This is a genomic window from Alkalihalophilus pseudofirmus OF4 (assembly GCF_000005825.2).
GTDB lineage: Bacteria > Bacillota > Bacilli > Bacillales > Bacillaceae_D > Alkalihalophilus > Alkalihalophilus pseudofirmus.
On sequence record NC_013791.2, the window covers coordinates 117,099 to 143,027 of the forward strand.

The 25,929-nt window shown below is 41.7% G+C and carries 32 protein-coding genes and 1 other annotated feature; all 32 genes read left to right on the forward strand.

Annotated features, from left to right (window positions below; genetic code table 11):
* The first annotated feature begins 5 nt into the window (after window positions 1–5).
* Window positions 6–755, forward strand: a complete 750-nt coding sequence (rlmB, locus tag BPOF4_RS00545; protein WP_012957118.1) for a 23S rRNA (guanosine(2251)-2'-O)-methyltransferase RlmB — start codon at window positions 6–8, stop codon at window positions 753–755.
* Between the two features lies 1 nt (window position 756).
* The gene (locus BPOF4_RS00550) at window positions 757–1,269 is read left to right on the forward strand and encodes an NYN domain-containing protein (protein WP_012957119.1); all 513 of its coding nucleotides are present in this window, start codon (window positions 757–759) and stop codon (window positions 1,267–1,269) included.
* Between the two features lie 82 nt (window positions 1,270–1,351).
* The gene (gene sigH, locus BPOF4_RS00555) at window positions 1,352–1,999 is read left to right on the forward strand and encodes an RNA polymerase sporulation sigma factor SigH (RefSeq protein WP_012957120.1); all 648 of its coding nucleotides are present in this window, start codon (window positions 1,352–1,354) and stop codon (window positions 1,997–1,999) included.
* A 163-nt stretch (window positions 2,000–2,162) separates the two neighbouring features.
* Window positions 2,163–2,312, forward strand: coding sequence for a 50S ribosomal protein L33 (rpmG, locus tag BPOF4_RS21455; RefSeq protein WP_012957121.1), 150 nt, complete (start codon window positions 2,163–2,165; stop codon window positions 2,310–2,312).
* A gap of 272 nt (window positions 2,313–2,584) precedes the next feature.
* Window positions 2,585–2,779: a preprotein translocase subunit SecE gene (gene secE, locus BPOF4_RS00560; protein ID WP_012957122.1), complete on the forward strand. Its 195-nt coding sequence runs from the start codon at window positions 2,585–2,587 to the stop codon at window positions 2,777–2,779.
* Between the two features lie 75 nt (window positions 2,780–2,854).
* Window positions 2,855–3,388, forward strand: a complete 534-nt coding sequence (nusG, locus tag BPOF4_RS00565; RefSeq protein WP_012957123.1) for a transcription termination/antitermination protein NusG — start codon at window positions 2,855–2,857, stop codon at window positions 3,386–3,388.
* A gap of 159 nt (window positions 3,389–3,547) precedes the next feature.
* Window positions 3,548–3,973, forward strand: coding sequence for a 50S ribosomal protein L11 (gene rplK, locus BPOF4_RS00570; protein ID WP_012957124.1), 426 nt, complete (start codon window positions 3,548–3,550; stop codon window positions 3,971–3,973).
* Window positions 3,974–4,051: 78 nt separating this feature from the next.
* Window positions 4,052–4,792: a 50S ribosomal protein L1 gene (rplA, locus tag BPOF4_RS00575; protein ID WP_075683995.1), complete on the forward strand. Its 741-nt coding sequence runs from the start codon at window positions 4,052–4,054 to the stop codon at window positions 4,790–4,792.
* A 58-nt stretch (window positions 4,793–4,850) separates the two neighbouring features.
* Window positions 4,851–4,984, forward strand: a sequence feature (ribosomal protein L10 leader region).
* A 38-nt stretch (window positions 4,985–5,022) separates the two neighbouring features.
* Window positions 5,023–5,520 carry a 50S ribosomal protein L10 gene (rplJ, locus tag BPOF4_RS00580; RefSeq protein ID WP_012957126.1) on the forward strand — a complete coding sequence of 166 codons (498 nt, stop codon included), beginning with the start codon at window positions 5,023–5,025 and terminating at the stop codon, window positions 5,518–5,520.
* A gap of 65 nt (window positions 5,521–5,585) precedes the next feature.
* Window positions 5,586–5,948 (forward strand): 50S ribosomal protein L7/L12, encoded by a 363-nt coding sequence (gene rplL, locus BPOF4_RS00585; protein WP_012957127.1) that lies wholly within the window; start codon window positions 5,586–5,588, stop codon window positions 5,946–5,948.
* 121 nt (window positions 5,949–6,069) lie between these two features.
* Entirely contained in the window at window positions 6,070–6,675 is a 606-nt protein-coding gene (locus tag BPOF4_RS00590; protein ID WP_012957128.1) for a class I SAM-dependent methyltransferase, read from the forward strand.
* A gap of 352 nt (window positions 6,676–7,027) precedes the next feature.
* Window positions 7,028–10,570: a DNA-directed RNA polymerase subunit beta gene (gene rpoB / locus BPOF4_RS00595; RefSeq protein WP_012957129.1), complete on the forward strand. Its 3,543-nt coding sequence runs from the start codon at window positions 7,028–7,030 to the stop codon at window positions 10,568–10,570.
* A gap of 151 nt (window positions 10,571–10,721) precedes the next feature.
* Window positions 10,722–14,342 carry a DNA-directed RNA polymerase subunit beta' gene (gene rpoC / locus BPOF4_RS00600; protein ID WP_012957130.1) on the forward strand — a complete coding sequence of 1,207 codons (3,621 nt, stop codon included), beginning with the start codon at window positions 10,722–10,724 and terminating at the stop codon, window positions 14,340–14,342.
* 88 nt (window positions 14,343–14,430) lie between these two features.
* Complete coding sequence (locus BPOF4_RS00605; RefSeq protein ID WP_012957131.1) at window positions 14,431–14,679, forward strand: 50S ribosomal protein L7ae-like protein; 249 nt, start codon at window positions 14,431–14,433, stop codon at window positions 14,677–14,679.
* Window positions 14,680–14,789: 110 nt separating this feature from the next.
* On the forward strand, window positions 14,790–15,209 hold the full coding sequence (gene rpsL / locus BPOF4_RS00610) for a 30S ribosomal protein S12 (RefSeq protein ID WP_012957132.1): 420 nt from the start codon (window positions 14,790–14,792) through the stop codon (window positions 15,207–15,209).
* Window positions 15,210–15,250: 41 nt separating this feature from the next.
* Window positions 15,251–15,721, forward strand: a complete 471-nt coding sequence (gene rpsG, locus BPOF4_RS00615; RefSeq protein WP_012957133.1) for a 30S ribosomal protein S7 — start codon at window positions 15,251–15,253, stop codon at window positions 15,719–15,721.
* A 51-nt stretch (window positions 15,722–15,772) separates the two neighbouring features.
* Entirely contained in the window at window positions 15,773–17,851 is a 2,079-nt protein-coding gene (fusA, locus tag BPOF4_RS00620; RefSeq protein ID WP_012957134.1) for an elongation factor G, read from the forward strand.
* A 127-nt stretch (window positions 17,852–17,978) separates the two neighbouring features.
* Window positions 17,979–19,169 (forward strand): elongation factor Tu, encoded by a 1,191-nt coding sequence (gene tuf / locus BPOF4_RS00625; RefSeq protein WP_012957135.1) that lies wholly within the window; start codon window positions 17,979–17,981, stop codon window positions 19,167–19,169.
* 300 nt (window positions 19,170–19,469) lie between these two features.
* Window positions 19,470–19,778, forward strand: a complete 309-nt coding sequence (gene rpsJ / locus BPOF4_RS00630) for a 30S ribosomal protein S10 (protein WP_012957136.1) — start codon at window positions 19,470–19,472, stop codon at window positions 19,776–19,778.
* A gap of 93 nt (window positions 19,779–19,871) precedes the next feature.
* Complete coding sequence (gene rplC / locus BPOF4_RS00635; protein ID WP_012957137.1) at window positions 19,872–20,498, forward strand: 50S ribosomal protein L3; 627 nt, start codon at window positions 19,872–19,874, stop codon at window positions 20,496–20,498.
* Window positions 20,499–20,523: 25 nt separating this feature from the next.
* Window positions 20,524–21,147, forward strand: coding sequence for a 50S ribosomal protein L4 (rplD, locus tag BPOF4_RS00640; protein ID WP_012957138.1), 624 nt, complete (start codon window positions 20,524–20,526; stop codon window positions 21,145–21,147).
* Entirely contained in the window at window positions 21,147–21,437 is a 291-nt protein-coding gene (rplW, locus tag BPOF4_RS00645; protein WP_012957139.1) for a 50S ribosomal protein L23, read from the forward strand. Before rplD ends, rplW begins: the two co-directional genes overlap by 1 nt.
* Window positions 21,438–21,464: 27 nt before the next feature.
* Window positions 21,465–22,295 carry a 50S ribosomal protein L2 gene (gene rplB, locus BPOF4_RS00650; protein ID WP_012957140.1) on the forward strand — a complete coding sequence of 277 codons (831 nt, stop codon included), beginning with the start codon at window positions 21,465–21,467 and terminating at the stop codon, window positions 22,293–22,295.
* A 60-nt stretch (window positions 22,296–22,355) separates the two neighbouring features.
* On the forward strand, window positions 22,356–22,634 hold the full coding sequence (gene rpsS, locus BPOF4_RS00655) for a 30S ribosomal protein S19 (protein ID WP_012957141.1): 279 nt from the start codon (window positions 22,356–22,358) through the stop codon (window positions 22,632–22,634).
* A 26-nt stretch (window positions 22,635–22,660) separates the two neighbouring features.
* A complete protein-coding gene (gene rplV / locus BPOF4_RS00660) occupies window positions 22,661–23,002 on the forward strand; it encodes a 50S ribosomal protein L22 (protein ID WP_012957142.1) in 342 nt (113 codons plus the stop codon).
* A 3-nt stretch (window positions 23,003–23,005) separates the two neighbouring features.
* Window positions 23,006–23,665 (forward strand): 30S ribosomal protein S3, encoded by a 660-nt coding sequence (rpsC, locus tag BPOF4_RS00665; protein WP_012957143.1) that lies wholly within the window; start codon window positions 23,006–23,008, stop codon window positions 23,663–23,665.
* A gap of 2 nt (window positions 23,666–23,667) precedes the next feature.
* Window positions 23,668–24,102 carry a 50S ribosomal protein L16 gene (gene rplP / locus BPOF4_RS00670; RefSeq protein ID WP_012957144.1) on the forward strand — a complete coding sequence of 145 codons (435 nt, stop codon included), beginning with the start codon at window positions 23,668–23,670 and terminating at the stop codon, window positions 24,100–24,102.
* Window positions 24,092–24,295, forward strand: a complete 204-nt coding sequence (rpmC, locus tag BPOF4_RS00675) for a 50S ribosomal protein L29 (protein WP_003322618.1) — start codon at window positions 24,092–24,094, stop codon at window positions 24,293–24,295. Before rplP ends, rpmC begins: the two co-directional genes overlap by 11 nt.
* 16 nt (window positions 24,296–24,311) lie before the next feature.
* Window positions 24,312–24,572 (forward strand): 30S ribosomal protein S17, encoded by a 261-nt coding sequence (rpsQ, locus tag BPOF4_RS00680; protein WP_012957145.1) that lies wholly within the window; start codon window positions 24,312–24,314, stop codon window positions 24,570–24,572.
* A 33-nt stretch (window positions 24,573–24,605) separates the two neighbouring features.
* Window positions 24,606–24,974 (forward strand): 50S ribosomal protein L14, encoded by a 369-nt coding sequence (rplN, locus tag BPOF4_RS00685; protein WP_012957146.1) that lies wholly within the window; start codon window positions 24,606–24,608, stop codon window positions 24,972–24,974.
* Between the two features lie 47 nt (window positions 24,975–25,021).
* Entirely contained in the window at window positions 25,022–25,333 is a 312-nt protein-coding gene (gene rplX / locus BPOF4_RS00690) for a 50S ribosomal protein L24 (protein WP_031311928.1), read from the forward strand.
* A gap of 26 nt (window positions 25,334–25,359) precedes the next feature.
* Window positions 25,360–25,899, forward strand: a complete 540-nt coding sequence (gene rplE / locus BPOF4_RS00695) for a 50S ribosomal protein L5 (protein WP_012957148.1) — start codon at window positions 25,360–25,362, stop codon at window positions 25,897–25,899.
* The last annotated feature ends 30 nt before the right edge of the window (window positions 25,900–25,929 follow it).

Here is a 25,929-nt window from a genome sequence, read left to right on the forward strand (position 1 = left end):
AGAGTATGAAACAGGAGTTTATTTTAGGGAAAAATCCGGTCATTGAGGCTCTTCGCGCAGGACATGCTATTAATAAAATTTGGATTGCAGAGGGGTCCAATAAAGGACAAATGACTAAGGTTGTACAGCTGGCAAAAGAGCAAGGCGTCCTAATCCAAAATGCTCCAAAGAAAAAGCTTGAGCAGCTAGTAGACAGCTCCAATCACCAAGGGGTTGTTGCTTCGATTGCTGCCTATGAATATGCAGAGATGGATGATTTGTTTGCACTTGCCGAAAAACGCGGGGAAGAACCTTTCTTTCTTATTCTAGATGAAATAGAAGATCCTCATAATTTAGGCTCTATCATGCGGACAGCTGATGCCGCAGGAGCACACGGAATTATTATTCCAAAGCGCCGTGCAGTAGGCCTCACGCAGACAGTTGCCAAAGCCTCAACCGGTGCGATTGAGTATATCCCGGTTGTACGCGTAACTAATATTGCAAGAACGATGGATGATTTGAAGAAGAGAGGCTTATGGTTTGCCGGCACAGATGCAAAAGGGAGTGCTGATTACCGTCAAGCTTCATTTGATATGCCCATTGGGTTAGTTATTGGAAGCGAGGGGAAAGGAATCAGCCGCTTAATTAAAGAAAAATGTGACTTTCTGATTCAGATTCCAATGGTAGGACAAGTTACCTCTCTTAATGCATCTGTTGCAGCGAGCCTTTTGATGTATGAAGTGTATAGAAGACGTCATCCATTAGGAAACAAGTAAAATGAAAGATATTCTCCTTGTAGATGGTTACAACATGATTGGAGCATGGCCGGAGCTGAGAGCATTAAAGGATCGTGATCTCGCTCTGGCGCGTGATCGTCTCGTTGAGCGGATGGCTGAGTATCAAGCTTTTACTGGGTATGAGGTGAAGGTCATCTTTGATGCTCATATGGTTGCAGGAATTGGGAAGCAGTATCTTAACTACCGTGTGGATGTGATCTATACGAAAGAAAATGAAACTGCAGATGAACGAATTGAGAGACTTGTGCTTGATCTAAAACAAATTGATACACGAATTCATGTAGCTACTTCTGACTTTACAGAGCAATCACTAATCTTTGGAAGCGGTGCATTAAGGAAGTCAGCCAGAGAGTTATTAATTGAACTTGAAGTGGCAGATAAAGGGATTGAAGAAAGTGTCGAAACTACACGAAAAAAGCGAGATTCGACAAAACTGCCGCTAAATGAAGAAATGATTGAAATTTTTGAAAGATGGCGTCGAGGCGGCAGATGAGTGGTTGACCGGCTGGAAATCTGTGCTATATAATTATCGTATAATTTGGACAACATCCAAGGTCGGGGGGATTGTCGTGCACATGGACCTTCAAGAAACGGTAACAAAGCTCAGTTATGATCAAGTTGATGATGATGTGTTAGTGGAACAAGTGCGTATGGGGGATAGTGGTGCTCTTGAGTTTCTGATCAACAAGTACAAGAATTTTGTACGAGCAAAAGCTCGGTCGTACTTTTTGATAGGAGCAGATCATGAGGACATTGTCCAAGAAGGTATGATAGGTCTTTATAAAGCTGTCCGAGATTTTAAAGGGGACAAGCTTGCATCATTCAAGGCATTTGCAGAACTATGTATTACCCGTCAAATCATTACCGCAATCAAGACAGCTACGAGACAAAAGCATATTCCGCTTAACTCGTATGTTTCACTTGATAAGCCGCTTTATGATGAAGAGTCAGACCGTACATTATTGGATGTAATCTGTGGAAGTCGAGTAACCAATCCAGAAGATCTATTAATCAACCAAGAAGAGTTTGAAGATATCGAGCTTAAAATGGGAGAAATCTTAAGTGAACTCGAGCGACAAGTGTTAATGCACTACCTCGATGGAAGATCCTATCAAGAAATTTCTGAGGATCTGAACCGTCATGTAAAATCAATAGATAATGCCCTGCAGCGTGTAAAGCGTAAGCTAGAGCGTTATGTAGAGTTAAAAGGTATTACGCTATAAGGAGCACTAGAGCCTGGTTCTATGTCAACCAGGTTCTTTTTCTTGTAGGATGCCAGGTGGTGAATCTATCAGCCAATCAGTTGGTATCACTAGAAGCAATTGACACTTAATAGTTGCTGTGCTACAGTTAAAGAGTGTGTATACAGCTGTACGGAGGTGCCTGATGCGTAATAAAGTAATACTAGCCTGTGAGATTTGTCATTCGAGAAATTATACAACCCAAAAGAATAAACTAACTCACGTTAACCGCATTGAGGTGAAGAAGTTCTGTAAGTTGTGCAATGAGCACACTCTTCATCGTGAAACCAAGTAATACAGATGGAGCGGTTCTTTTTTTGGCTTTTTTTACACCTTGACTTGGATGAAACTTAAGCAGATATATTAACCATATATAAAAACTTGAGCGGATATAGAAATAAAAAGACAAAGGTGAAAAGTTTTGCTTTACGGTAAAGCCCCTAAAATAAGACAAGCTTTGCCTATGGATGGGACGTTGGTTTGGTCTTGTTTATGTGCTGACATAAACAATTTCGGAATAGATACGCATTTATTTGTCTATATTGATTGGTGCTGGAGGTGTCTGCCATGGCTGGCGGCGAAAAGAACATTGGTAAGTTTTTTAAAGATGTCGTACTTGAGATGAAACGTGTATCGTGGCCTACTCGTAAAGAATTAACTCGCTACACTTGGGTGGTTCTTGGTACGGTTGCGTTTATTACTGTTTTCTTTGCAATTGTAGACTACGGAATCTCTTCTGTTGTTCGTTTATTGCTCGGATAAACCAGCTGGATAGCTTTCAGTCTTGGTTAAGTATGGTTGAGAGAAGGAGGGAAGGACAAAACCGTCCTATTAAACATGGAGAAAAATTGGTATGTGGTTCATACGTATTCAGGCTATGAAAATAAAGTAAAAGCAAACTTGGAAAAACGTGTTGAGTCAATGGATATGACTGACAAAATTTTCCGAGTGCTTGTTCCTGTTGAAGAAGAAACAGAAGTGAAAAACGGGAAAACGAAGCAAGTGACAAAAAAGGTATTTCCTGGTTATGTTATTGTTGAGATGGTCATGACAGACGATTCATGGTATGTTGTACGTAATACACCTGGAGTAACTGGCTTTGTCGGCTCTTCGGGTGCGGGTTCAAAACCTACAGCGTTATTACCTGAAGAAGCAGAAGCGATCTTGAAACAAATGGGTGTAAGTGAGCCTAAAGCTGATCTTGATTTTGAATTAAAAGAATCAGTTAAGGTGAAGGAAGGTCCATTTGCTAACTTTATCGGATCGATTGAAGAAATTTATTTGGACAAGCAAAAGATTAAAGTGCATGTAAATATGTTCGGTCGTGAAACCCCGGTAGAGCTTGAATTTGATCAAGTTGAAAAGATTTAATTCAAAAAAACTTGAAAGTTATCTCTGAAGGTGATAAAATCTTCATGTTTGATAATGGTTTTACTACATGAACCATCGGGTGCATGATTGCATCCGTTTTTTGAGTGGGAGGGTGTAGACACCCGGATAACCACATCACGGACTAAGGAGGTGTGTCACGTGGCTAAAAAGGTAATTAAAATGGTTAAATTACAAATTCCTGCTGGTAAAGCTAATCCAGCGCCGCCGGTTGGTCCTGCATTAGGTCAAGCAGGTGTTAATATTATGGGATTCTGTAAAGAATTTAACGCTCGTACTTCAGATCAAGCGGGTCTTATCATCCCGGTAGAAATTACGGTATTTGAAGACCGTTCGTTTACATTCATCACTAAAACTCCACCTGCTGCTGTTCTTCTTAAGAAGGCTGCTGGTATCGAGTCAGGTTCTGGTGAGCCTCACATTAAGAAAGTTGCAACAGTTAAGCGTGATAAAGTACGCGAGATTGCTGAAACGAAGATGCCAGACCTAAACGCAGCTGATGTTGAAGCAGCTATGCGTATGGTTGAAGGTACTGCACGTAGCATGGGTATCGTGATTGAAGACTAATTTGTAACATTGTTTTTTATGGAGGTTGCGATGAGGAAACCCCTCTTTACCTAAGTTTTAGGTTCGCAACCTTTAATAGTGGGAGGTACTACCGCTAAAACCACATTCGAGGAGGAAATTAGCATGGCTAAAAAAGGTAAAAAATATCAAGATGCTGTAAAGCTAGTAGACCGCGATGCGGCATATCTTGCTGATGAAGCAATTGAATTAGTAAAGAAAACTGCTACAGCTAAATTCGATGAAACAGTTGAAGTTGCTGTACGTCTAGGTGTTGACCCTAAGAAAGCAGATCAACAAATCCGTGGAGCTGTTGTTCTTCCAAACGGAACAGGTAAAACTCAACGCGTTCTTGTATTTGCTAAAGGTGAAAAAGCGAAAGAAGCTGAAGCTGCTGGCGCTGATTATGTAGGTGATGAGGATTTCATCAACAAGATCAACCAAGGTTGGTTCGAGTTTGATGTAATCGTAGCAACTCCTGACATGATGGCACAAGTTGGTAAGCTTGGTCGTGTTCTTGGACCAAAAGGCTTAATGCCAAACCCTAAGACTGGTACAGTAACATTTGATGTTCAAAAAGCTGTTAATGAAATCAAGGCTGGTAAAGTAGAATACCGTGTTGATAAAGCTGGTAACATCCACGTACCAATCGGTAAAGTATCGTTCGAAACAGAAAAACTTGTTGAGAACTTCACAACTATTATTGAAACATTAGTGAAAGCAAAACCTTCTGCTGCTAAAGGAACATACATGAAGAATGTTGCTGTAGCATCAACTATGGGACCTGGTGTACGCGTTAACGCTTCATCAATTGCAAAGTAATTATTGACTTTCAATAATTAGTAAAGTATACTCTTAAGAGTGCTTTGGCACGACTAAGATAAAAATGAACATCATACCGTAGACAGTAGGTGCATTGGTTGCTTAATTTCCTACCGAGGTAAGCTTATAGATTCAGTGTAACTGACATCAATAATGCCCTCATGTCTACATGGGGGCTTTTTATATTCGCTTCTTGACGGTATGGTATAAAAACCATGGGAGGTGTAAGGATGAGCGTACTAGAACAAAAGAAACAAATCGTATCTGATATCGCTGATAAGCTACGTGATAATAAAGCAACTATTGTTGTTGACTACCGTGGTCTTAACGTTGCTGAAGTAACTGAACTTCGTAAGCAGCTTCGTGAAGCAGGCGTTGAGTTCAAAGTTTACAAAAACTCTTTAACTCGTCGTGCAGCTGATGCAGCTGAGCTTTCTGAGCTTAACGAAAAGCTTGTTGGACCGAACGCTGTTGCTTTCAGTGCAGAGGATGTAATTGCTCCTGCAAAGGTGCTAAACGAATTTGCTAAGAAGCATGATGCTCTTGAGATCAAAGCTGGTGTTATTGAAGGACGCGTTGCTTCGGTTGAAGAAATCAAAGCTCTTGCTGAACTTCCATCACGCGAAGGTCTACTTTCTATGCTTGCGAACGTACTTCAAGCTCCAATGCGTGGTTTCGCATTAGTTACGAAGGCTGTTGCAGAGCAAAAAGAAGAAAAAGGCGCGTAAGCTGACGCTTGTTCGCTAACGTTTTACAAAAACTAAAAAACTTATTTATATAGGAGGATTTCAAAATGACTAAAGAACAAATCATTGAAGCAGTTAAAGAAATGACTGTTTTAGAACTTAACGACCTTGTTAAAGCAATCGAAGAAGAATTTGGTGTAACTGCAGCTGCTCCTGTAGCTGTAGCAGGTGGAGCTGCTGAGGGTGGCGCTGCTGAGCAAACTGAATTTGACCTAATCCTAACTTCTGCTGGTGGTTCAAAAATCGGCGTAATCAAAGTTGTTCGTGAAATCACTGGTCTTGGTCTTAAAGAAGCTAAAGCTTTAGTTGATGGTGCTCCATCTCCAGTTAAAGAAGGTATCGCTAAAGAAGAAGCTGAAGAAATGAAAGCTAAACTTGAAGATGCTGGCGCTTCTGTAGAAGTTAAGTAATAAATCTTCAAAAAAGACTCGCATCTATGCGGGTCTTTTTTTCTTCTAAATAACAGGTTTTGATTATAGTAAATGAGATCAAAATAGGTGATAGAAGTTGATGAAAGTGAGGGATTCATAAGTGTCTGGTCATTATTATTCAAATGATCCTAAAGTAGAAAGTGATGAAAAAACATGGTCATTTGAACTGAAAGGGAAGACGTACAGATTCACATCTGATAGAGGTGTCTTTTCAAAGAATGAAGTGGATTTTGGAAGTCGTCTTTTAATCGATGCATTTACAATGCCTGAAGTGAGCGGGGCGCTATTAGATGTCGGTTGTGGATATGGGCCGATTGGTCTAGCTGTTGCCTCTATCGATAAAGAGCGTGAAGTTCATATGGTAGATGTAAATGTGAGAGCATTAGATCTTGCTCGAAAAAATGCTATGAATAACGGAATATCGAACGTGGACATCTATGAAAGTGACACGCTCGGCCAAGTGAAAGGCGACCAGTATGCTGCGATCTTAACTAATCCTCCTATTCGTGCCGGCAAGAAAGTGGTTCACGAGATTTTTGAACAGGCACATGGGCGCCTTAAAAATGGAGGCTGCCTGTGGGTTGTTATTCAAAAGAAGCAAGGTGCTCCTTCAGCAATGGAGAAGATTGAAGGGTTATTTGGAAATGTAGAAGTAGTAGAAAAGAAAAAGGGATACTTCATTTTATCTGCAAAAAAAATTGACTGAGTATCTACTTTGTGATATTGTTATTTAATGCGTATAACTACCTATTTTTCGTAAAGTCTATCTTTTTTTATTCTGTATAGCATTGGAGAAATATGGTTATACTAGTATAATCGAACGAATAGATGGAAAATGTGGTTTTATTAAACGAAGCCATTTTTTCTTTTTGTGCGTGAAGACTATGTCAGGTAATACAAGCTTTAAGCTTATATGAGTTGTGTGAGAATGCGGCAGTATAAGTGTGTACGCAATCTATAAAAATGTTTAATCTGCAATCTTTTCTTATGATCTATAGGGAGAGAGTAGATGAAGTCATTTTTAGATACTATAACGCGAGATTTGAGGGGTGAATCAGTTGACAGGTCAACTTGTTCAGTATGGACGCCACCGCCAACGTAGAAGCTATGCAAGAATTAACGAAGTGTTGGAGTTGCCAAACTTAATTGAGATTCAAACAGCTTCTTATCAATGGTTTCTTGATGAGGGTTTAAGAGAAATGTTCCAAGACATTTCCCCGATTCAAGACTTCACAGGAAATTTAGTTTTAGAGTTTATTGATTACAGTCTTGGGGAGCCCAAATACCCGGTAGATGAATCAAAAGAGCGTGATGTGACGTTCGCTGCTCCTTTACGAGTTAAAGTCCGTCTTATTAATAAAGAGACTGGTGAAGTGAAGGAACAAGAAGTATTCATGGGTGACTTCCCATTAATGACAGAGACTGGCACATTCGTCATTAACGGGGCAGAGCGTGTTATCGTTTCTCAGTTAGTACGTTCTCCAAGTGTGTACTACAGTCAAAAGACTGACAAGAATGGGAAGAAAGGTTTCACCGCTACTGTTATTCCAAACCGCGGAGCATGGTTAGAGCTTGAAACCGATGCGAAGGACATTGTGTATGTCCGTATTGACCGCACAAGAAAGATTCCAGTGACGGTTCTTTTGCGTGCCTTAGGGTTTGGGTCTGATCAAGAGATCATTGATCTATTAGGTGAAGATGAGTATCTTCGTAATTCCCTAGAGAAAGATAATACAGATAGCACGGAAAAGGCATTGCTTGAAATCTATGAGCGTCTTCGTCCGGGTGAACCGCCAACAGTAGAAAATGCAAAGAGCTTGCTTGATTCTCGCTTCTTTGATCCTAAGCGCTATGATCTAGCGAATGTTGGTCGTTACAAGATTAACAAAAAGCTTCATATTAAAAACCGTTTATTCAACCAGCGTTTAGCAGAAACGTTAGTGGATCCTGAGACGGGTGAAGTAATTGCTGAGGAAGGTACGCTTCTAGATCGTCGTACGCTAGACCGTATTCTGCCTAACTTAGAAAATAACATTGGTTTCCGTACAGCTCGTGCATCAGGCGGAGTAGTAGAAGACAGCGAAATTGATCTGCAATCTATTAAGGTTTATGCTCCAGATGACCAAGAGGGTGAGCAAGTGATCCGTATCATCGGTAATGGCTTAGTAGAGCGTGAAGTGAAACATATCACTCCAGCTGATATTATCGCATCTATTAACTACTTCTTTAACTTACTGCATGGTGTCGGTGATACAGATGATATCGACCACCTAGGTAACCGTCGTCTTCGTTCAGTAGGGGAATTACTGCAAAATCAATTCCGTATCGGTTTATCTCGTATGGAGCGTGTTGTACGTGAGCGTATGTCTATTCAAGATCCGAATATGATTACGCCTCAAGCTCTTATCAATATCCGTCCGGTTATTGCCTCTATTAAAGAGTTCTTCGGAAGCTCTCAGCTTTCTCAATTTATGGACCAAACGAACCCGCTAGCTGAGTTGACACATAAGCGTCGTCTATCAGCATTAGGGCCTGGTGGTTTAACACGTGAGCGTGCTGGATTTGAAGTGCGTGACGTTCACTACTCTCACTATGGTCGTATGTGTCCAATTGAAACTCCTGAGGGACCGAACATTGGATTGATTAACTCATTATCTTCTTATGCGAAGGTAAATGAATTTGGTTTTATGGAAACACCGTACCGTCGTGTGGATCCTGAAACTGGAAAAGTAACAGCGCAAATTGATTATCTAACAGCAGATGAAGAGGATAACTATGTTGTCGCTCAGGCAAATGCTCGTCTAGCTGATGATGGATCATTTGTAGATGATAATATCATTGCTCGTTTCCGTGGGGAGAACACCGTTGTCCCACGTGAGCGTTTAGATTATATGGATGTATCTCCTAAGCAGGTAGTTTCAGCGGCGACGTCATGTATTCCGTTCTTAGAAAATGATGACTCCAACCGTGCACTTATGGGAGCGAACATGCAACGTCAAGCTGTTCCTCTTCTTATTCCTGAGGCACCGCTTGTTGGTACAGGTATGGAGCATGTATCTGCTAAAGATTCAGGTGCTGCGATTGTATCGAAGCATCCTGGTGTAGTAGAGCGTGTAACAGCTAAAGAAATCTGGGTTCGCAGAACTGAAGAAGTAGATGGTAAACAAGTGAAGGGTGACCTTGACAAATACCGTCTTCAAAAGTTTATTCGCTCGAACCAAGGTACAAGCTACAACCAACGTCCGATCGTTCGTGAAGGCGATGTGATTGAAAAACGTGAAATCCTTGCTGATGGTCCATCAATGGAAAGCGGAGAAATGGCATTAGGCCGTAACGTACTTGTTGGATTCATGACATGGGATGGTTATAACTATGAGGATGCGATCATTTTAAGTGAGCGCCTTGTAAAAGATGACGTATATACATCTGTTCACATTGAAGAGTATGAGTCAGAAGCTCGTGATACGAAGCTTGGACCTGAAGAAATTACTCGTGATATTCCAAACGTCGGTGAAGACGCGCTTAAGAACTTGGATGAGCGAGGAATTATCCGTGTGGGTGCTGAAGTAAAAGACGGCGACATTCTGGTTGGTAAAGTTACGCCAAAAGGGGTTACAGAACTAACAGCTGAGGAGCGTCTATTACATGCAATCTTCGGTGAAAAAGCTCGTGAAGTACGTGATACGTCACTACGTGCACCGCATGGCGGCGACGGAATTGTACTAGATGTGAAGATCTTTAACCGTGAAGACGGCGATGAGCTTCCTCCTGGTGTGAATCAGCTTGTACGTGTATACATCGTACAAAAGCGTAAGATCAACCAAGGAGATAAGATGGCCGGACGACATGGTAACAAAGGGGTTATCTCTCGTATCTTGCCAGAAGAGGATATGCCTTTCCTTCCAGATGGAACACCAATCGATATCATGTTAAACCCACTAGGGGTACCATCTCGTATGAACATCGGACAGGTTCTTGAGCTTCATTTAGGTATGGCAGCTCGTAAACTTGGCATCCATGTTGCTTCTCCTGTATTTGACGGAGCGAATGAGGAAGATGTTTGGGGTACACTAGAGGAAGCTGGTATGGCACGTGATGGTAAGACAGTCCTTTATGATGGACGTACTGGGGAGCCGTTTGATAACCGTGTGTCAGTAGGGATCATGTACATGATCAAGCTTGCCCACATGGTAGATGATAAGCTTCACGCTCGTTCAACTGGACCATACTCACTCGTTACACAACAGCCGCTTGGTGGTAAAGCACAATTTGGTGGACAGCGTTTCGGTGAGATGGAGGTTTGGGCACTTGAGGCCTATGGAGCTGCTTACACTTTACAAGAAATCTTAACTGTTAAGTCTGATGACGTTGTCGGACGTGTTAAGACGTATGAAGCAATTGTTAAAGGTGAAAATGTTCCTGAGCCAGGTGTACCTGAATCATTTAAAGTTCTTATCAAAGAGCTTCAATCACTCGGTATGGATGTGAAGATGCTCTCAAGTAACGAGGAAGAGATTGAGATGAGAGAGCTTGATGATGAAGATGAACAGACTTCAGAAAAGCTTAACTTGAATCTTGAATCAAGTGAATCAAACGTATAACGAATAAAAGTATAGAAAAAAGCGATGCGGGGGCTAGATGTACTAGTTCCCATGTTGCTGTCTTACCCTCTTTAACATATTAAAAAGAGAATATAGATACTTTCATTTGCGTGTTCTATAAGACATGGAAATCAAAAGGGAGGTTGGCCCCTTGATAGATGTAAATAACTTCGAATATATGAAAATTGGTCTTGCTTCACCGAACAAGATTCGTTCTTGGTCACGTGGGGAAGTAAAGAAACCAGAAACGATTAACTATCGTACACTTAAACCTGAGAAAGACGGCTTATTCTGTGAGCGTATTTTCGGACCTCAAAAGGACTGGGAATGTCACTGTGGTAAATATAAGCGTGTCCGTTATAAAGGTGTTGTCTGTGATCGTTGTGGTGTAGAGGTTACACGTGCAAAAGTTCGTCGTGAACGTATGGGTCATATTGAGCTTGCTGCACCTGTTTCTCACATTTGGTACTTCAAAGGAATTCCGAGCCGTATGGGCCTAGTGCTGGATATGTCTCCTCGTTCTCTTGAAGAAGTCATTTACTTCGCTTCATACGTAGTAACTGACCCAGGTGAGACGCCGCTTGAGAAAAAGCAGCTTCTATCTGAGAAAGAATTCCGCACATACCGTGATAAATACGGCCGCTCATTTACTGCTGCTATGGGAGCAGAAGCGATCCGTAAGCTTTTAGCTGATATCGATCTTGAAAAGGAAGTTGATGGGCTGAAAGAAGAGCTGTTAACTGCTCAAGGTCAACGTCGTACGCGTGCGATTAAACGTCTAGAAGTATTAGAAGCATTCCGTAATTCAGGAAACGAACCTTCTTGGATGATTTTAGATGTACTTCCGGTTATTCCGCCAGAATTACGTCCAATGGTTCAGCTTGATGGTGGTCGTTTTGCTACTTCTGACTTAAATGACCTTTATCGTCGTGTAATTAACCGTAACAATCGTTTGAAGCGCCTTCTAGATTTAGGAGCTCCAAATATTATTGTTCAAAATGAAAAGCGTATGCTTCAAGAAGCAGTAGATGCATTGATTGATAATGGCCGCCGCGGACGTCCGGTAACAGGACCAGGTAACCGTCCATTAAAATCTTTATCTCATATGCTTAAAGGGAAACAAGGACGTTTCCGTCAAAACTTACTAGGAAAACGTGTTGATTACTCTGGTCGTTCGGTTATCGTAGTAGGTCCGAACTTAAAGATGTATCAGTGCGGACTTCCAAAAGAGATGGCACTAGAGCTATTTAAGCCATTTGTTATGAAGGAGCTTGTAAGTAAAGGTCTTGCTCATAACATTAAGAGTGCTAAGCGTAAGGTAGAGCGCGTTCAACCTGAGGTGTGGGATGTACTAGAAGAAGTAATTCGTGAGCACCCAGTTTTATTAAACCGTGCCCCTACTCTTCACCGTCTTGGTATCCAAGCATTTGAGCCAACTTTAGTTGAAGGTCGTGCAATTAAGCTTCACCCGCTCGTATGTACAGCTTATAACGCTGACTTTGATGGTGACCAAATGGCTGTACACGTACCATTATCAGCAGAAGCACAAGCAGAAGCGCGTCTTCTAATGCTTGCAGCTCAAAACATCTTGAACCCGAAAGATGGTAAGCCGGTTGTTACTCCTTCTCAGGATATGGTATTAGGTAACTACTACCTGACAATGGAGCGTGAGGAAGCAAAAGGTACAGGTTCTATCTTTAAAGATACAAATGAAGCATTGATTGCGTATCAAAATGGATATGTGCATCTTCATACACGTGTAGCAATTCCTGTTGCCTCACTCGGTAAAACAACATTTACAGAAGACCAAGAAGATAAATTGTTATTAACGACTGTAGGGAAGTTAATTTTCAATGAAATTCTTCCTCCGTCATTCCCATACATCAATGAGCCGACTGCAGTGAACTTAGAGGTGGAAACGCCAGCTAAATACATTGTACCAAGCACTACAGATGTAGCGAAGTTGTTTGAAGAGCGTGAAGTTGTAGCGCCATTTAAGAAAGGCTTCCTAGGAAATATCATCGCTGAAGTATTTAAGAAGTTTAAGATCACTGAGACTTCTAAGATGCTTGACCGCATGAAAGACTTAGGATTTAAGTACTCAACGAAAGCCGGTATTACTGTTGGGGTAGCCGATATCGTTGTACTTGCAGAGAAAAAAGAAATCCTTGCTGAAGCTGAAATTAAAGTTGAGAAGGTATTAAAGCAATTCCGCCGTGGTCTTATCACAGAGGAAGAGCGCTATGACCGTGTTATCTCAGTCTGGAGTGAAGCGAAGGATGTTATCCAGAATAAATTAATGGGAACTCTTGATAAACGCAACCCAATCTTTATGATGAGTGACTCAGGTGCCCGTGGTAACGCATCAAACTTTACGCAGCTTGCAGGTATGCGTGGTCTGATGGCTAACCCGTCTGGTCGAATCATTGAGCTTCCGATCAAATCAAGTTTCCGTGAAGGTTTAACGGTACTCGAGTACTTCATCTCTACTCACGGTGCACGTAAAGGTCTTGCCGATACAGCCTTAAAGACTGCCGATTCAGGTTACCTGACTCGTCGTCTAGTAGATGTTGCGCAAGATGTAATCGTACGTGAAAAAGACTGTGGTACAGATCGTGGACTATTAGTCGGTGCGATTAAAGAAGGAAACGAAATTATTGAAGGACTGTATGACCGTTTACTCGGCCGTGTAGCATTCAAGACTGTTCGCCATCCTGAAACAAATGAAGTCCTTGTTAAAAAGAATGAACTTATTACAGAGGATGTCGCTAAAATAATTCTAGATGCTGGAATTGAAGAAATGACAATTCGTTCTGTATTCACTTGTAATACACGGCATGGTGTGTGTAAGCAATGTTACGGCCGCAACCTTGCGACAGGAAGCGACGTCGAAGTTGGGGAAGCAGTTGGAATTATCGCTGCTCAATCAATCGGTGAGCCGGGAACCCAGCTTACAATGCGTACGTTCCATACAGGCGGGGTAGCAGGAGACGATATCACTCAAGGTCTTCCGCGTATCCAAGAGATTTTTGAAGCTCGTAATCCTAAAGGTCAAGCAGTTATCTCTGAAATTGAAGGAGAAGTTGTTGACTTTAAAGAAGGCGACAAACGTGAAGTTACCGTTCGCAGCGAAATGGAGAGCATTAACTATGCGATCCCTTACGGTGCAAGAATAAAAGTGGCTGTCGGTGATCATGTAAAAGCCGGCGAAAGCTTAACAGAAGGTTCGATCGATCCGAAAGAACTTCTAAAAGTTCGTGGTATGGACGGTGTTCAAGAGTATCTCTTACGCGAAGTTCAAAAAGTATACCGTATGCAAGGGGTAGAAATTGGCGATAAGCACGTTGAGGTTATGGTTCGTCAAATGCTTCGTAAAATTCGTGTGGTGGATGCAGGGGAAACAAATGTACTTCCAGGTTCCCTTATTGAAATCCAACACTTCAACGATGAGAACGCAAAAGTGTTACTTGAAGGCAAACGCCCTGCTACAGGTCGTCCGGTACTTCTTGGTATCACAAAAGCTTCTCTTGAAACGGATTCCTTCTTATCAGCTGCTTCGTTCCAAGAAACGACTCGTGTCTTAACTGATGCGGCAATTAAAGGAAAACGTGATGAGTTGCTAGGTCTTAAAGAAAATGTTATTATCGGTAAGTTGGTTCCAGCGGGAACTGGTATGGACCGCTACCGCCACTTGAATATTTTATCTACTCATGATGATAATCAAGAAGAAGCGGAAGCTGCTGTACTAGAAGAAGTAGGAACTCACGAATAAAAACTATTAATAAGTGGTTGACACACATATATCAGGGTGATAAGATATCAAAGTGTGCCTCAGAACCTGTTGCTTTGGAGGATGAACAATGTCTTATGAAAAAGTAAAGCAGGCTAGTAACCTTATTATAGGTACTAAGCAAACATTAAAGGCGCTAGAGATCGGTGAGGTTTGTGAACTGGTTGTAGCAGAAGATGCTGATACTCGTGTTGTATACAAAGTTGAAGCGTTAGCGAAGTCAAAGCAAATCCCGGTTTATTATGTTGACTCAATGAAAAAGCTTGGTGAAGCTTGTGGCATTGAAGTCGGTGCAGCCACTGTTGCTTTAAGGAAGTAATCGTGTTTTTGCCATTCGGGGCGATCCGCATGGCAAAAACTTTACTTTTGCCTAAATATGAACCACCAGGATCAGTGGTCTTATCTTTTTAAAAGAGAGGAGGAAAAATAATGCCTACTATTAACCAATTAATCCGTAAAGGACGCGTTGCTAAAGTTAAGAATTCTGATTCACCAGCACTTAACAAAGGGTACAACAGCTTCAAGAAGAATCAAACAAACCTTTCTTCTCCTCAAAAGCGCGGTGTTTGTACTCGTGTTGGTACAATGACTCCGAAGAAACCGAACTCGGCTCTTCGTAAGTATGCACGTGTTCGTTTAACGAACCAAATTGAGGTAACGGCATACATCCCAGGTATCGGTCACAACCTACAAGAGCACAGTGTTGTTCTTATCCGTGGCGGCCGTGTAAAAGATTTACCAGGGGTTCGTTACCACATCGTACGTGGTGCGCTTGATACAGCAGGTGTACAAAATCGTATGCAAGGACGTTCTAAGTATGGTACAAAGCGTCCAAAAGATAAAAAGTAATTAAAAAAATAATTGTTTAAATGTTGAAAGGAGGGGAAACAATGCCTCGTAAAGGTCCAGTTACTCGTCGCGATGTATTACCAGATCCTATTTATAATTCAAAACTAGTTACACGTCTAATCAACCGTATTATGGTTGATGGAAAGCGTGGGGTTGCTCAAACAATCCTATATAATGCGTTTGAATTAGTGAAGGAACGTAGCGGAAAAGACCCTATGGAAGTATTTGATCAAGCGCTTAAGAACATTATGCCTGTTCTTGAAGTTAAAGCTCGTCGTGTTGGTGGTGCTAACTACCAAGTGCCGATCGAAGTTAAGCCTGAGCGTCGTACAACTTTAGGTCTTCGTTGGTTAGTAAACTATTCACGTCTTCGTGGAGAAAAAACGATGGAAGAGCGTTTAGCTTATGAAATCTTAGATGCTGCTAACAACGCTGGTGCTTCTGTTAAGAAGCGTGAAGATACTCATAAGATGGCTGAAGCGAACAAAGCGTTTGCTCACTATCGTTGGTAAGATTTTATTCTTATTAAATAAATCGTATGAAATAGGAAGGAGAAATACCCCATGGCAAGAGAGTTCTCCTTAAAAGATACGCGTAATATCGGCATCATGGCTCACATCGATGCCGGTAAAACAACTACTACAGAGCGCGTACTTTTTTACACAGGTCGTATTCATAAAATTGGTGAAACGCACGAAGGTGCTTCACAAATGGACTGGATGGCACAGGAGCAAGAACGTGGTATCACGATCACTTCTGCTGCTACAACGGCTGCTTGGAAAGACCATCGTATTAACATCATTGATACACCAGGACACGTAGACTTCACAGTTGAAGTTGAACGTTCACTACGTGTATTAGATGGTGCTGTAGCGGTACTAGATGCTCAATCGGGTGTTGAACCACAAACAGAAACAGTATGGCGTCAAGCAACAACTTATGGTGTACCACGTGTCGTTTTCGTTAACAAAATGGACAAGACTGGTGCAGACTTCTTGTACTCTGTTGGAACGATTCATGATCGTCTTCAAGCAAATGCACACCCTATCCAATTACCAATTGGTGCTGAGGATGATTTCAATGGTATCATTGATCTTATCGAAATGGTTGCATACTTCTATGAAGATGACCTAGGTACTCGTACTGAAGCGAAAGAAATTCCTGAAGAGTATAAAGAACAAGCTCAAGAATATCGTGAGAAACTAGTTGAAGCAGCTGCTGAGCTAGACGAAGAACTCATGATGAAATACTTAGAGGGTGAAGAGTTAACGAATGATGAACTCAAGGCTGCAATCCGTAAAGGTACTTGTAACGTTGAATTCTACCCAGTTATCTGTGGTTCTGCATTCAAAAACAAAGGTGTTCAATTAATGCTTGATGCAGTACTTGATTACCTTCCTTCACCACTTGATGTACCTGCAATTAAAGGTACAGTACCTGACTCTGAAGAAGAAGTAACTCGTGAACCTGGTGATGACAACCCGTTTTCAGCACTTGCGTTTAAAGTTATGACTGACCCATTTGTAGGTAAGTTAACATTCTTCCGTGTTTACTCTGGTACACTAGATTCAGGTTCTTATGTTAAGAACTCAACTAAGGATAAGCGCGAGCGTGTTGGTCGTATCCTTCAAATGCATGCAAACTCACGTGAGGAAATCTCTACGGTTTACTCTGGTGATATCGCTGCTGCTGTTGGTCTAAAAGATACAACAACTGGTGACACTCTATGTGATGAAAAGAATCTTGTTATTCTTGAGTCAATGGAATTCCCAGAGCCGGTTATCTCTTTATCAGTAGAGCCAAAGTCTAAAGCTGACCAAGATAAGATGGGTATGGCATTAGCTAAGCTTGCTGAGGAAGATCCAACTTTCCGTACGGAAACAAACGAAGAAACTGGTCAAACGATTATCTCTGGTATGGGTGAACTTCACCTTGATATCATCGTTGACCGTATGAAACGTGAGTTTAAAGTAGAGGCTAACGTTGGTGCTCCACAAGTATCTTACCGTGAAACGATCCGTCAAACGGCTCAAGTTGAAGGTAAGTTCGTTCGTCAATCTGGTGGTCGTGGACAATTTGGTCACGTTTGGGTAGAATTCTCTCCAAACGAAGAGGGTGCAGGTTTCGAATTCGAAAATGCAATCGTTGGTGGATCAGTTCCTCGTGAATACATCGGATCTGTAGAACAAGGTATTGAAGAAGCTCTTGGCAACGGTATGATTGCTGGATACCCTGTAATCGATATTAAAGCGAAGCTTTATGATGGTTCTTACCATGATGTCGATTCAAGTGAGATGGCGTTTAAAATTGCTGCATCTATGGCACTTAAAAACGCTAAAACTAAGTGTAAACCAGTATTACTTGAGCCATTAATGAAAGTTGAAGTTGTTATTCCTGAAGAGTACATGGGTGATGTAATGGGTGACGTTACAGCACGTCGTGGACGCGTTGAGGGTATGGAAGCACGCGGTAACGCACAAACAGTTAAAGCGTTCGTTCCATTAGCTGAAATGTTCGGGTATGCAACATCATTACGTTCTCGTACACAAGGACGCGGAACGTACTCAATGTTCTTTGACCACTACGAAGAAGTTCCTAAGAGCGTAGCGGAAGAGATCATTAAAAAGCAAAACGGTCAGTAATAACGTTTTGTAATTGTTTCATACAACGTTTTGTTGTAAGCTAAGAAAGGTGATATTCGTATGGATATGGCACCTTTCTTATTCATAAAAAAACTTACTATTGTTTATTTAAGGGAGGAAATTAATCATGGGTAAAGAAAAATTCGACCGCTCGAAAACGCATGCCAATATCGGTACTATTGGACACGTTGACCATGGTAAAACAACTTTAACAGCTGCAATCACAACTGTACTTGCTAAGCGTTCTGGTAAAGGTGCTGCAATGGCGTATGACGCTATCGATGGTGCTCCAGAAGAGCGTGAGCGCGGTATCACAATCTCAACTGCACACGTTGAGTACGAAACTGATAACCGTCACTATGCACACGTTGACTGCCCAGGACATGCTGACTATGTTAAAAACATGATCACTGGTGCTGCACAAATGGACGGCGGTATCTTAGTAGTATCTGCTGCTGATGGCCCAATGCCGCAAACTCGTGAGCACATCCTTCTTTCTCGTCAAGTAGGTGTACCTTACCTTGTTGTATTCTTAAACAAATGTGACATGGTAGATGACGAAGAGCTACTTGAATTAGTAGAAATGGAAGTACGTGACCTTCTTTCTGAGTATGACTTCCCTGGTGACGATGTACCTGTTATCCAAGGTTCTGCTCTTAAAGCACTTGAAGGTGACGAAGCATACGAAGAAAAAATTATCGAACTTATGGCTGCTGTAGATGATTACATCCCTACTCCAGAGCGCGATAAAGAAAAGCCATTCATGATGCCAGTTGAGGATGTATTCTCAATCACTGGTCGTGGTACGGTTGCTACTGGTCGTGTAGAGCGTGGACAACTTAATGTTGGTGACGTAATTGACATCATCGGTTTAGCAGAAGAGCCATCTTCTACTACTTGTACAGGAGTAGAAATGTTCCGCAAGCTTCTTGACTATGCTGAAGCTGGTGACAACATTGGTGCACTTCTTCGTGGGGTTTCACGTGACCAAGTTCAACGTGGACAAGTACTTGCTAAGCCAGGTAGTATTACTCCACACACAAACTTCAAAGCTGAAGTTTATGTTCTTTCAAAAGAAGAGGGTGGACGTCACACTCCATTCTTCTCAAACTACCGTCCTCAGTTCTACTTCCGTACAACTGATGTAACTGGAATCATCAACCTTCCAGAAGGTGTTGAGATGGTAATGCCTGGTGACAACATCGAAATGACTGTTGAACTAATTTCACCAATCGCAATCGAAGAAGGTACTAAGTTCTCTATCCGTGAGGGTGGACGTACTGTAGGTGCTGGTGTCGTAGCTACAATCACTAAGTAATTATATTACTTTCTGATAGAAAGCATCTTGGTCTTCCAAGGTGCTTTCTTTTTTTATGCAATTAATTTCGATAAAACCTTGCAATTATTCATAGGTGTCGTTATAATAGTAGGAGTGTGCCCAACATAAAAACTTTTACTTGATTTAGGTCATGTGCCTATGTATAATGTTGAATGTTGGTCATTGGCAGCGATGATGTGGAAGGTTGCTGATACACCCGGCCCCTTTGCCATGGCAGGGTGTAGGAAATTTTCACGGAGTATGTCTGTTTATAAAATGGACGATAAAGGAGGGGCTATAATGGCAAAGCAAAAGATTCGTATTCGTTTAAAGGCGTATGATCATCGTGTTCTTGATCAATCAGCAGAGAAGATTGTAGACACTGCAAAGCGTTCAGGTGCTAATGTATCTGGTCCGATTCCACTTCCAACTGAGAAGTCGGTTTACACAGTTCTTCGTGCGGTTCACAAGTACAAAGATTCTCGTGAGCAATTCGAGATGCGTACGCACAAGCGTTTGATTGATATCGTGAATCCAACTCCACAAACTGTGGATGCTCTTATGCGTTTGGATTTACCGTCTGGCGTAGACATCGAAATCAAACTATAAATCTGTATGATCAATTAGTGAATATAGACTTTTATATGTAAGTATATAAAAATGGCAAACAAAAAATTCGAGTTATATTAGGAGGTGTAACGGATGACCAAAGGAATCTTAGGTAGAAAAATCGGTATGACACAAGTGTTTGCTGAAAATGGTGAAGTCATCCCAGTAACAGTTATCGAAGCTGAGCCAAACGTGGTTCTTCAAAAGAAAACTGTTGAGTCTGATGGATACGAAGCAATCCAAATCGGATTTGCTGACCAAAAGAAATCAAATACTAACAAGCCTCAAGAAGGACATGCTGCAAAAGCTAACACAGCTCCTAAGCGCTTCATGAAGGAAATCCGTAACTTCGACGCTTCTCTTGAAGTGGGTAACGAAGTTAAAGTTGACACATTTACAGCTGGAGACGTAGTAGACGTAACAGGAACATCTAAGGGGAAAGGTTTCCAAGGTGCTATCAAGCGTCATAACCAATCTCGCGGACCGATGTCTCATGGTTCACGTTACCACCGTCGCCCAGGTTCAATGGGTCCTGTAGCTCCAAACCGTGTATTCAAAGGTAAACTATTACCTGGACGTATGGGTGGAGAAACAGTAACAGTACAAAACCTTGAAATCGTAAAAGTTGATACAGACCGTAATCTTCTATTAGTTAAAGGTAACGTACCTGGCGCTAAAAAGAGCTACGTATCTGTACAAAGTGCGGTTAAAGCAAAATAAAGATTGAAAGAAAGGAGGACACATCATGCCGAAAGTAGCAGTATTTAACCAAGCTGGTTCACAAGTAGGAGATATCGAATTATCTGATTCGATTTTTGGCATTGAGCCAAACCAAAGTGTGCTTCATGACGCAGTAGTAATGCAGCAAGCATCTCTACGTCAAGGTACACACAAAACAAAAGGACGTTCAGAAGTACGCGGCGGCGGTCGTAAACCATGGCGTCAAAAAGGAACAGGTCGTGCTCGTCAAGGTTCGATCCGTTCACCACAATGGGTAGGCGGTGGAGTTGTTTTTGGACCGACACCACGCAGCTATAGCTACAAGCTACCTAAAAAAGTTCGTCGTCTTGCAATCAAATCTGCTCTATCAAGCAAATTGAAAGCAGCAGAAATCGTTGTTTTAGACAACCTACAACTTGATGCTCCAAAAACAAAAGATATGGCTAACGTATTAAATGGCCTTTCTGTTGACAGCAAAGCTCTTGTTGTGACAGCTGATTATAATGAAACAGTTGCATTATCTACACGTAACCTTCCTGGTGTAACATTTGTTACTGCAGAAGGAGTAAACGTTCTTGATGTGCTGAAGCATGATAAGCTTGTCATCACTAAAGACGCAGTTGCAAAAGTAGAGGAGGTGCTTGCGTAATGTCAAACGCTCGTGATATCATTAAGCGCCCCGTAATTACTGAACGTTCAACTGACCTTATGGGTGAGAAAAAATACACGTTCGAAGTAGACGTTCGTGCTAATAAAACTCAAATTAAAGATGCTCTTGAAGAGATCTTTGAAGTTAAGGTTGCTAAAGTTAACACAATGAACTACAAAGGTAAGTCTAAGAGATTTGGACGTTACACGGGTTACACAGCTCGTCGTAAAAAAGCCATTGTTACATTAACACCTGAGAGCAAAGAACTCGAATTCTTCGAAGGTGTATAAGTTTAAAAGCGAAGGAGGGAACTGAACATGGCGATTAAAAAGTATAAACCGACCAGTGCCGGTCGTCGTGGTATGTCCGTATCAGATTTTGCGGAAATCACAACTGACAAACCGGAAAAGTCGTTACTTGCTCCTTTACACAAAAAAGGCGGCCGTAACAACCAAGGTAAATTAACTGTACGTCACCAAGGTGGCGGACACAAACGTCAATACCGTGTGATTGACTTCAAACGTACTAAAGATGGAATTCCAGGACGCGTTGCTACGATCGAATATGATCCAAACCGTTCTGCTAACATCGCACTAATCAACTATGTTGATGGTGAAAAGCGTTACATCTTAGCGCCAAAAGGTCTTAAAGTTGACATGATGATTGAATCAGGTGCTGAAGCGGATATCAAAGTAGGTAACGCGTTACCTCTTAAAAACATCCCAGTTGGTACTGTAATTCACAACATCGAACTTAAGCCTGGTAAAGGTGGACAATTAGTTCGTTCTGCTGGTACAGAAGCTCAACTTCTTGGTAAAGAAGGAGATTATGTATTAGTACGTTTAAACTCTGGTGAGACTCGTTACATCCTTGCTACTTGTCGTGCGACAATTGGTCAAGTAGGTAACGTTGAACATGAACTTATCAACATTGGTAAAGCAGGTCGTTCACGTTGGTTAGGCAAACGTCCAACTGTTCGTGGATCTGTTATGAACCCTAACGATCACCCACATGGTGGTGGTGAAGGTAAAGCACCAATCGGACGTAAGTCTCCAATGTCTCCTTGGGGTAAACCAACACTTGGTTACAAAACTCGTAAGAAGAACAAAGGATCTGACAAGTACATCGTACGTCGTCGTAAAAAATAACGGGGTTTGGCTGCGGTTCTCGCGTAGAACCGTGGGCGAATCACGAAGGGAGGTTTTCTCATGGGTCGTAGTTTGAAAAAAGGACCTTTCGTTGATGATCATTTAATGAAAAAGGTCGAAGCTCATAACGAAGCTAATGACAAGAAAGTGATCAAAACTTGGTCTCGTCGTTCAACAATTTTCCCTGAGTTCATCGGGCACACTATCGCAGTATATGATGGCCGTAAGCATGTTCCAGTTTACATTTCTGAAGACATGGTAGGACACAAACTTGGTGAGTTTGCACCTACGCGTACGTATAAAGGTCATGCTGCTGATGATAAGAAAACAAGACGTTAAGGTTAGTTAGAGAGGAGGTCCTATCCATGCAAGCTAAAGCTGTAGCAAAACAAGTGCGTATTGCTCCTCGTAAAGTGCGTTTAGTTGTTGACTTGATTCGTGGAAAGCAAGTAGGTGAGGCGATTGCTATTCTTCGTCACACACCAAAAGCTGGTTCACCTGTTGTAGAAAAGCTTCTAAACTCTGCAATTGCGAATGCTGAGCATAACTATGAAATGGAGCCAAACAACCTTGTAATTAGTGAAGCGTATGTAGACGAAGGTGTTACTTTAAAACGTTTCCGTCCACGTGCGATGGGACGTGCGAGCCGTATTAACAAGCGCACTAGCCACATTACACTGGTTGTAACTGAAAAGAAGGAGGGATAAAGCGTGGGTCAAAAGATTAATCCTACTGGACTTCGAGTTGGCGTTATCAAAGACTGGGAGTCAAAATGGTACGCTGAGAAAGATTATGCTGATCTACTACACGAAGATATCAAAATTCGTGAGTATATTGAAAAACGCTTAAAAGACGCTTCTGTGTCTAAAGTAGAAATCGAACGTGCTGCAAATCGCGTAAATGTTACAGTTTCTACTGCTAAACCAGGAATGGTGATCGGAAAAGGCGGTTCTGAAGTTGAAGCTTTACGTAAAGCACTTAACGAATTAACTGGCAAACGCGTTCACATCAACATTTTTGAAGTTAAGCAAGCTGATTTAGATGCTAAATTAGTAGCTGAAAACATTGCTCGTCAATTAGAAAATCGTATTTCGTTCCGTCGTGCTATGAAACAAGCGATCCAACGTACAATGCGTTCAGGTGCAAAAGGTATTAAAACTCAAGTATCTGGTCGTCTTGGTGGCGCTGATATTGCACGTGCAGAACACTATAGCGAAGGAACAGTTCCACTTCACACACTTCGTGCTGATATCGACTACGGTACAGCTGAAGCTGATACTACTTACGGTAAGCTAGGCATCAAGATCTGGATTTATCGTGGTGAAGTCCTTCCAACGAAAGGAACGAACAAAGAGGAAGGAGGCAACTAATCATGTTAATGCCAAAACGTGTGAAATATCGTCGTGAACATCGCGGAAAAATGCGCGGTCGTGCAAAAGGCGGTACAGAAGTACACTTCGGTGAGTATGGTCTTCAAGCGCTTGAAGCTTCTTGGATCACTAACCGTCAAATCGAAGCAGCGCGTATTGCTATGACACGTTATATGAAACGTGGTGGTAAAGTTTGGATCAAGATCTTCCCATCTAAGCCTTACACTGCTAAGCCACTTGAAGTTCGAATGGGTTCTGGTAAAGGTGCTCCTGAGGGCTGGGTTGCTGTAGTTAAGCCTGGAAAGATTATGTTTGAAATCTCTGGTGTTTCTGAGGAAGTTGCTCGTGAAGCTTTACGTCTAGCTTCTCATAAATTACCGGTAAAATGTAAATTCGTAAAACGCGAAGAAGTGGGTGGTGACGCAAATGAAAGCTAATGATATTCGTAACTTAACCACTGCTGAAATTGAGCAAAAGACGAAATCACTTAAAGAAGAGTTGTTCAACCTTCGCTTTCAACTAGCGACTGGTCAATTGGATAATCCAGCCCGCATTCGTGAAGTTCGTAAAGCAATTGCTCGTGCGAAGACAGTATTGCGTGAACGTGAGCTTGGAATTAACAACGGCTAAAAAGGAGGTTTGCTAAATGGAACGCAACCAACGTAAGGTATATACAGGGCGCGTTGTTTCTGACAAAATGGATAAAACAATTTCTGTTCTTGTTGAAACATACAAAAAAGACCGCCTTTATGGAAAGCGCGTAAAATACTCTAAGAAGTTAAAAGCGCATGACGAAGAAAACGCTGCTAAAATTGGCGACGTTGTTCGTATCATGGAAACTCGTCCGCTTTCAAAAGATAAACGTTTCCGCTTAGTTGAAATCGTAGAAGAAGCGGTAATCATTTAATAGAAGTTCTCGATTGAAGGGAGGTAAGATCGCATGATTCAACAAGAATCCCGTTTAAAAGTTGCTGATAACTCTGGTGCTCGTGAAGTACTATGTATTAAAGTATTAGGTGGTTCTGGCCGTAAGACAGCTAATGTTGGTGATGTTATCGTTTGTTCTGTGAAACAAGCAACACCAGGTGGCGTTGTCAAGAAAGGTGAAGTTGTGAGAGCAGTAATCGTTCGTTCTAAGAGCGGCGTACGTCGTAACGATGGTTCATACATCAAGTTTGATGAGAACGCAGCAGTTATCGTACGTGACGATAAGAGCCCACGCGGAACTCGTATTTTCGGACCAGTAGCACGTGAACTTCGTGACAACCAATTCATGAAGATTGTGTCTCTTGCTCCAGAAGTTCTTTAATAGATATTAACGGAAGGCCCTGTCAAGGAGGTGCGAACATGGCGAAGATGCATGTCAAAAAAGGTGACACAGTTAAGGTCATCTCTGGTAAAGACAAAGGGAAACAAGGTGTAATCTTAGAAGCTTTTCCTAAGAAGAATCGTGTTCTTGTAGAGGGCGTAAACATTGTGAAGAAACACGCAAAGCCATCTCAAGATAATCCGCAAGGTGGAATCTTGAATCAAGAAGCGCCAATTCATTCTTCAAACGTTATGCCTGTAGATCCTAAGTCTGGTGAACCTACTCGTGTAGGACACAAAATTGAGAACGGCAAAAAAGTACGTATTGCTAAGAAGTCTGGCGAAGCATTAGATAAGTAGTCAGTGTGTGAAAGGAGGTCAATCGTATGAATCGTTTAAAAGAGAAGTATTCAACTGAAATCGTTCCTTCTCTAGTGGAGAAGTTCAACTACTCATCTGTTATGGCGGTGCCGAAACTTGAGAAAATCGTTGTAAACATGGGTGTTGGTGATGCTGTATCTAACGCAAAAGCTTTAGATAAAGCTGTAGAAGAATTAGCTGAGATCACTGGTCAAAAGCCATTAATCACAAAAGCTAAAAAATCAATCGCTGGTTTTAAACTTCGTGAAGGTATGCCTATCGGTGCGAAAGTAACTCTTCGTGGTGAGCGCATGTACCAATTTCTTGATAAGTTAGTTTCTGTTTCACTTCCACGTGTACGTGACTTCCGCGGTGTTTCTAAAAAAGCATTCGACGGTCGCGGTAACTACACACTAGGTGTGAAAGAGCAATTAATCTTCCCTGAAATTGATTACGATAAAGTTGATAAAGTTCGCGGTATGGACGTTGTTATCGTAACAACTGCGAATACAGACGAAGAAGCTCGTGAACTATTAACACAAATGGGAATGCCATTTCAAAAATAATTAAAGTCGTTTCGAAAGAGGAGGGAAAAC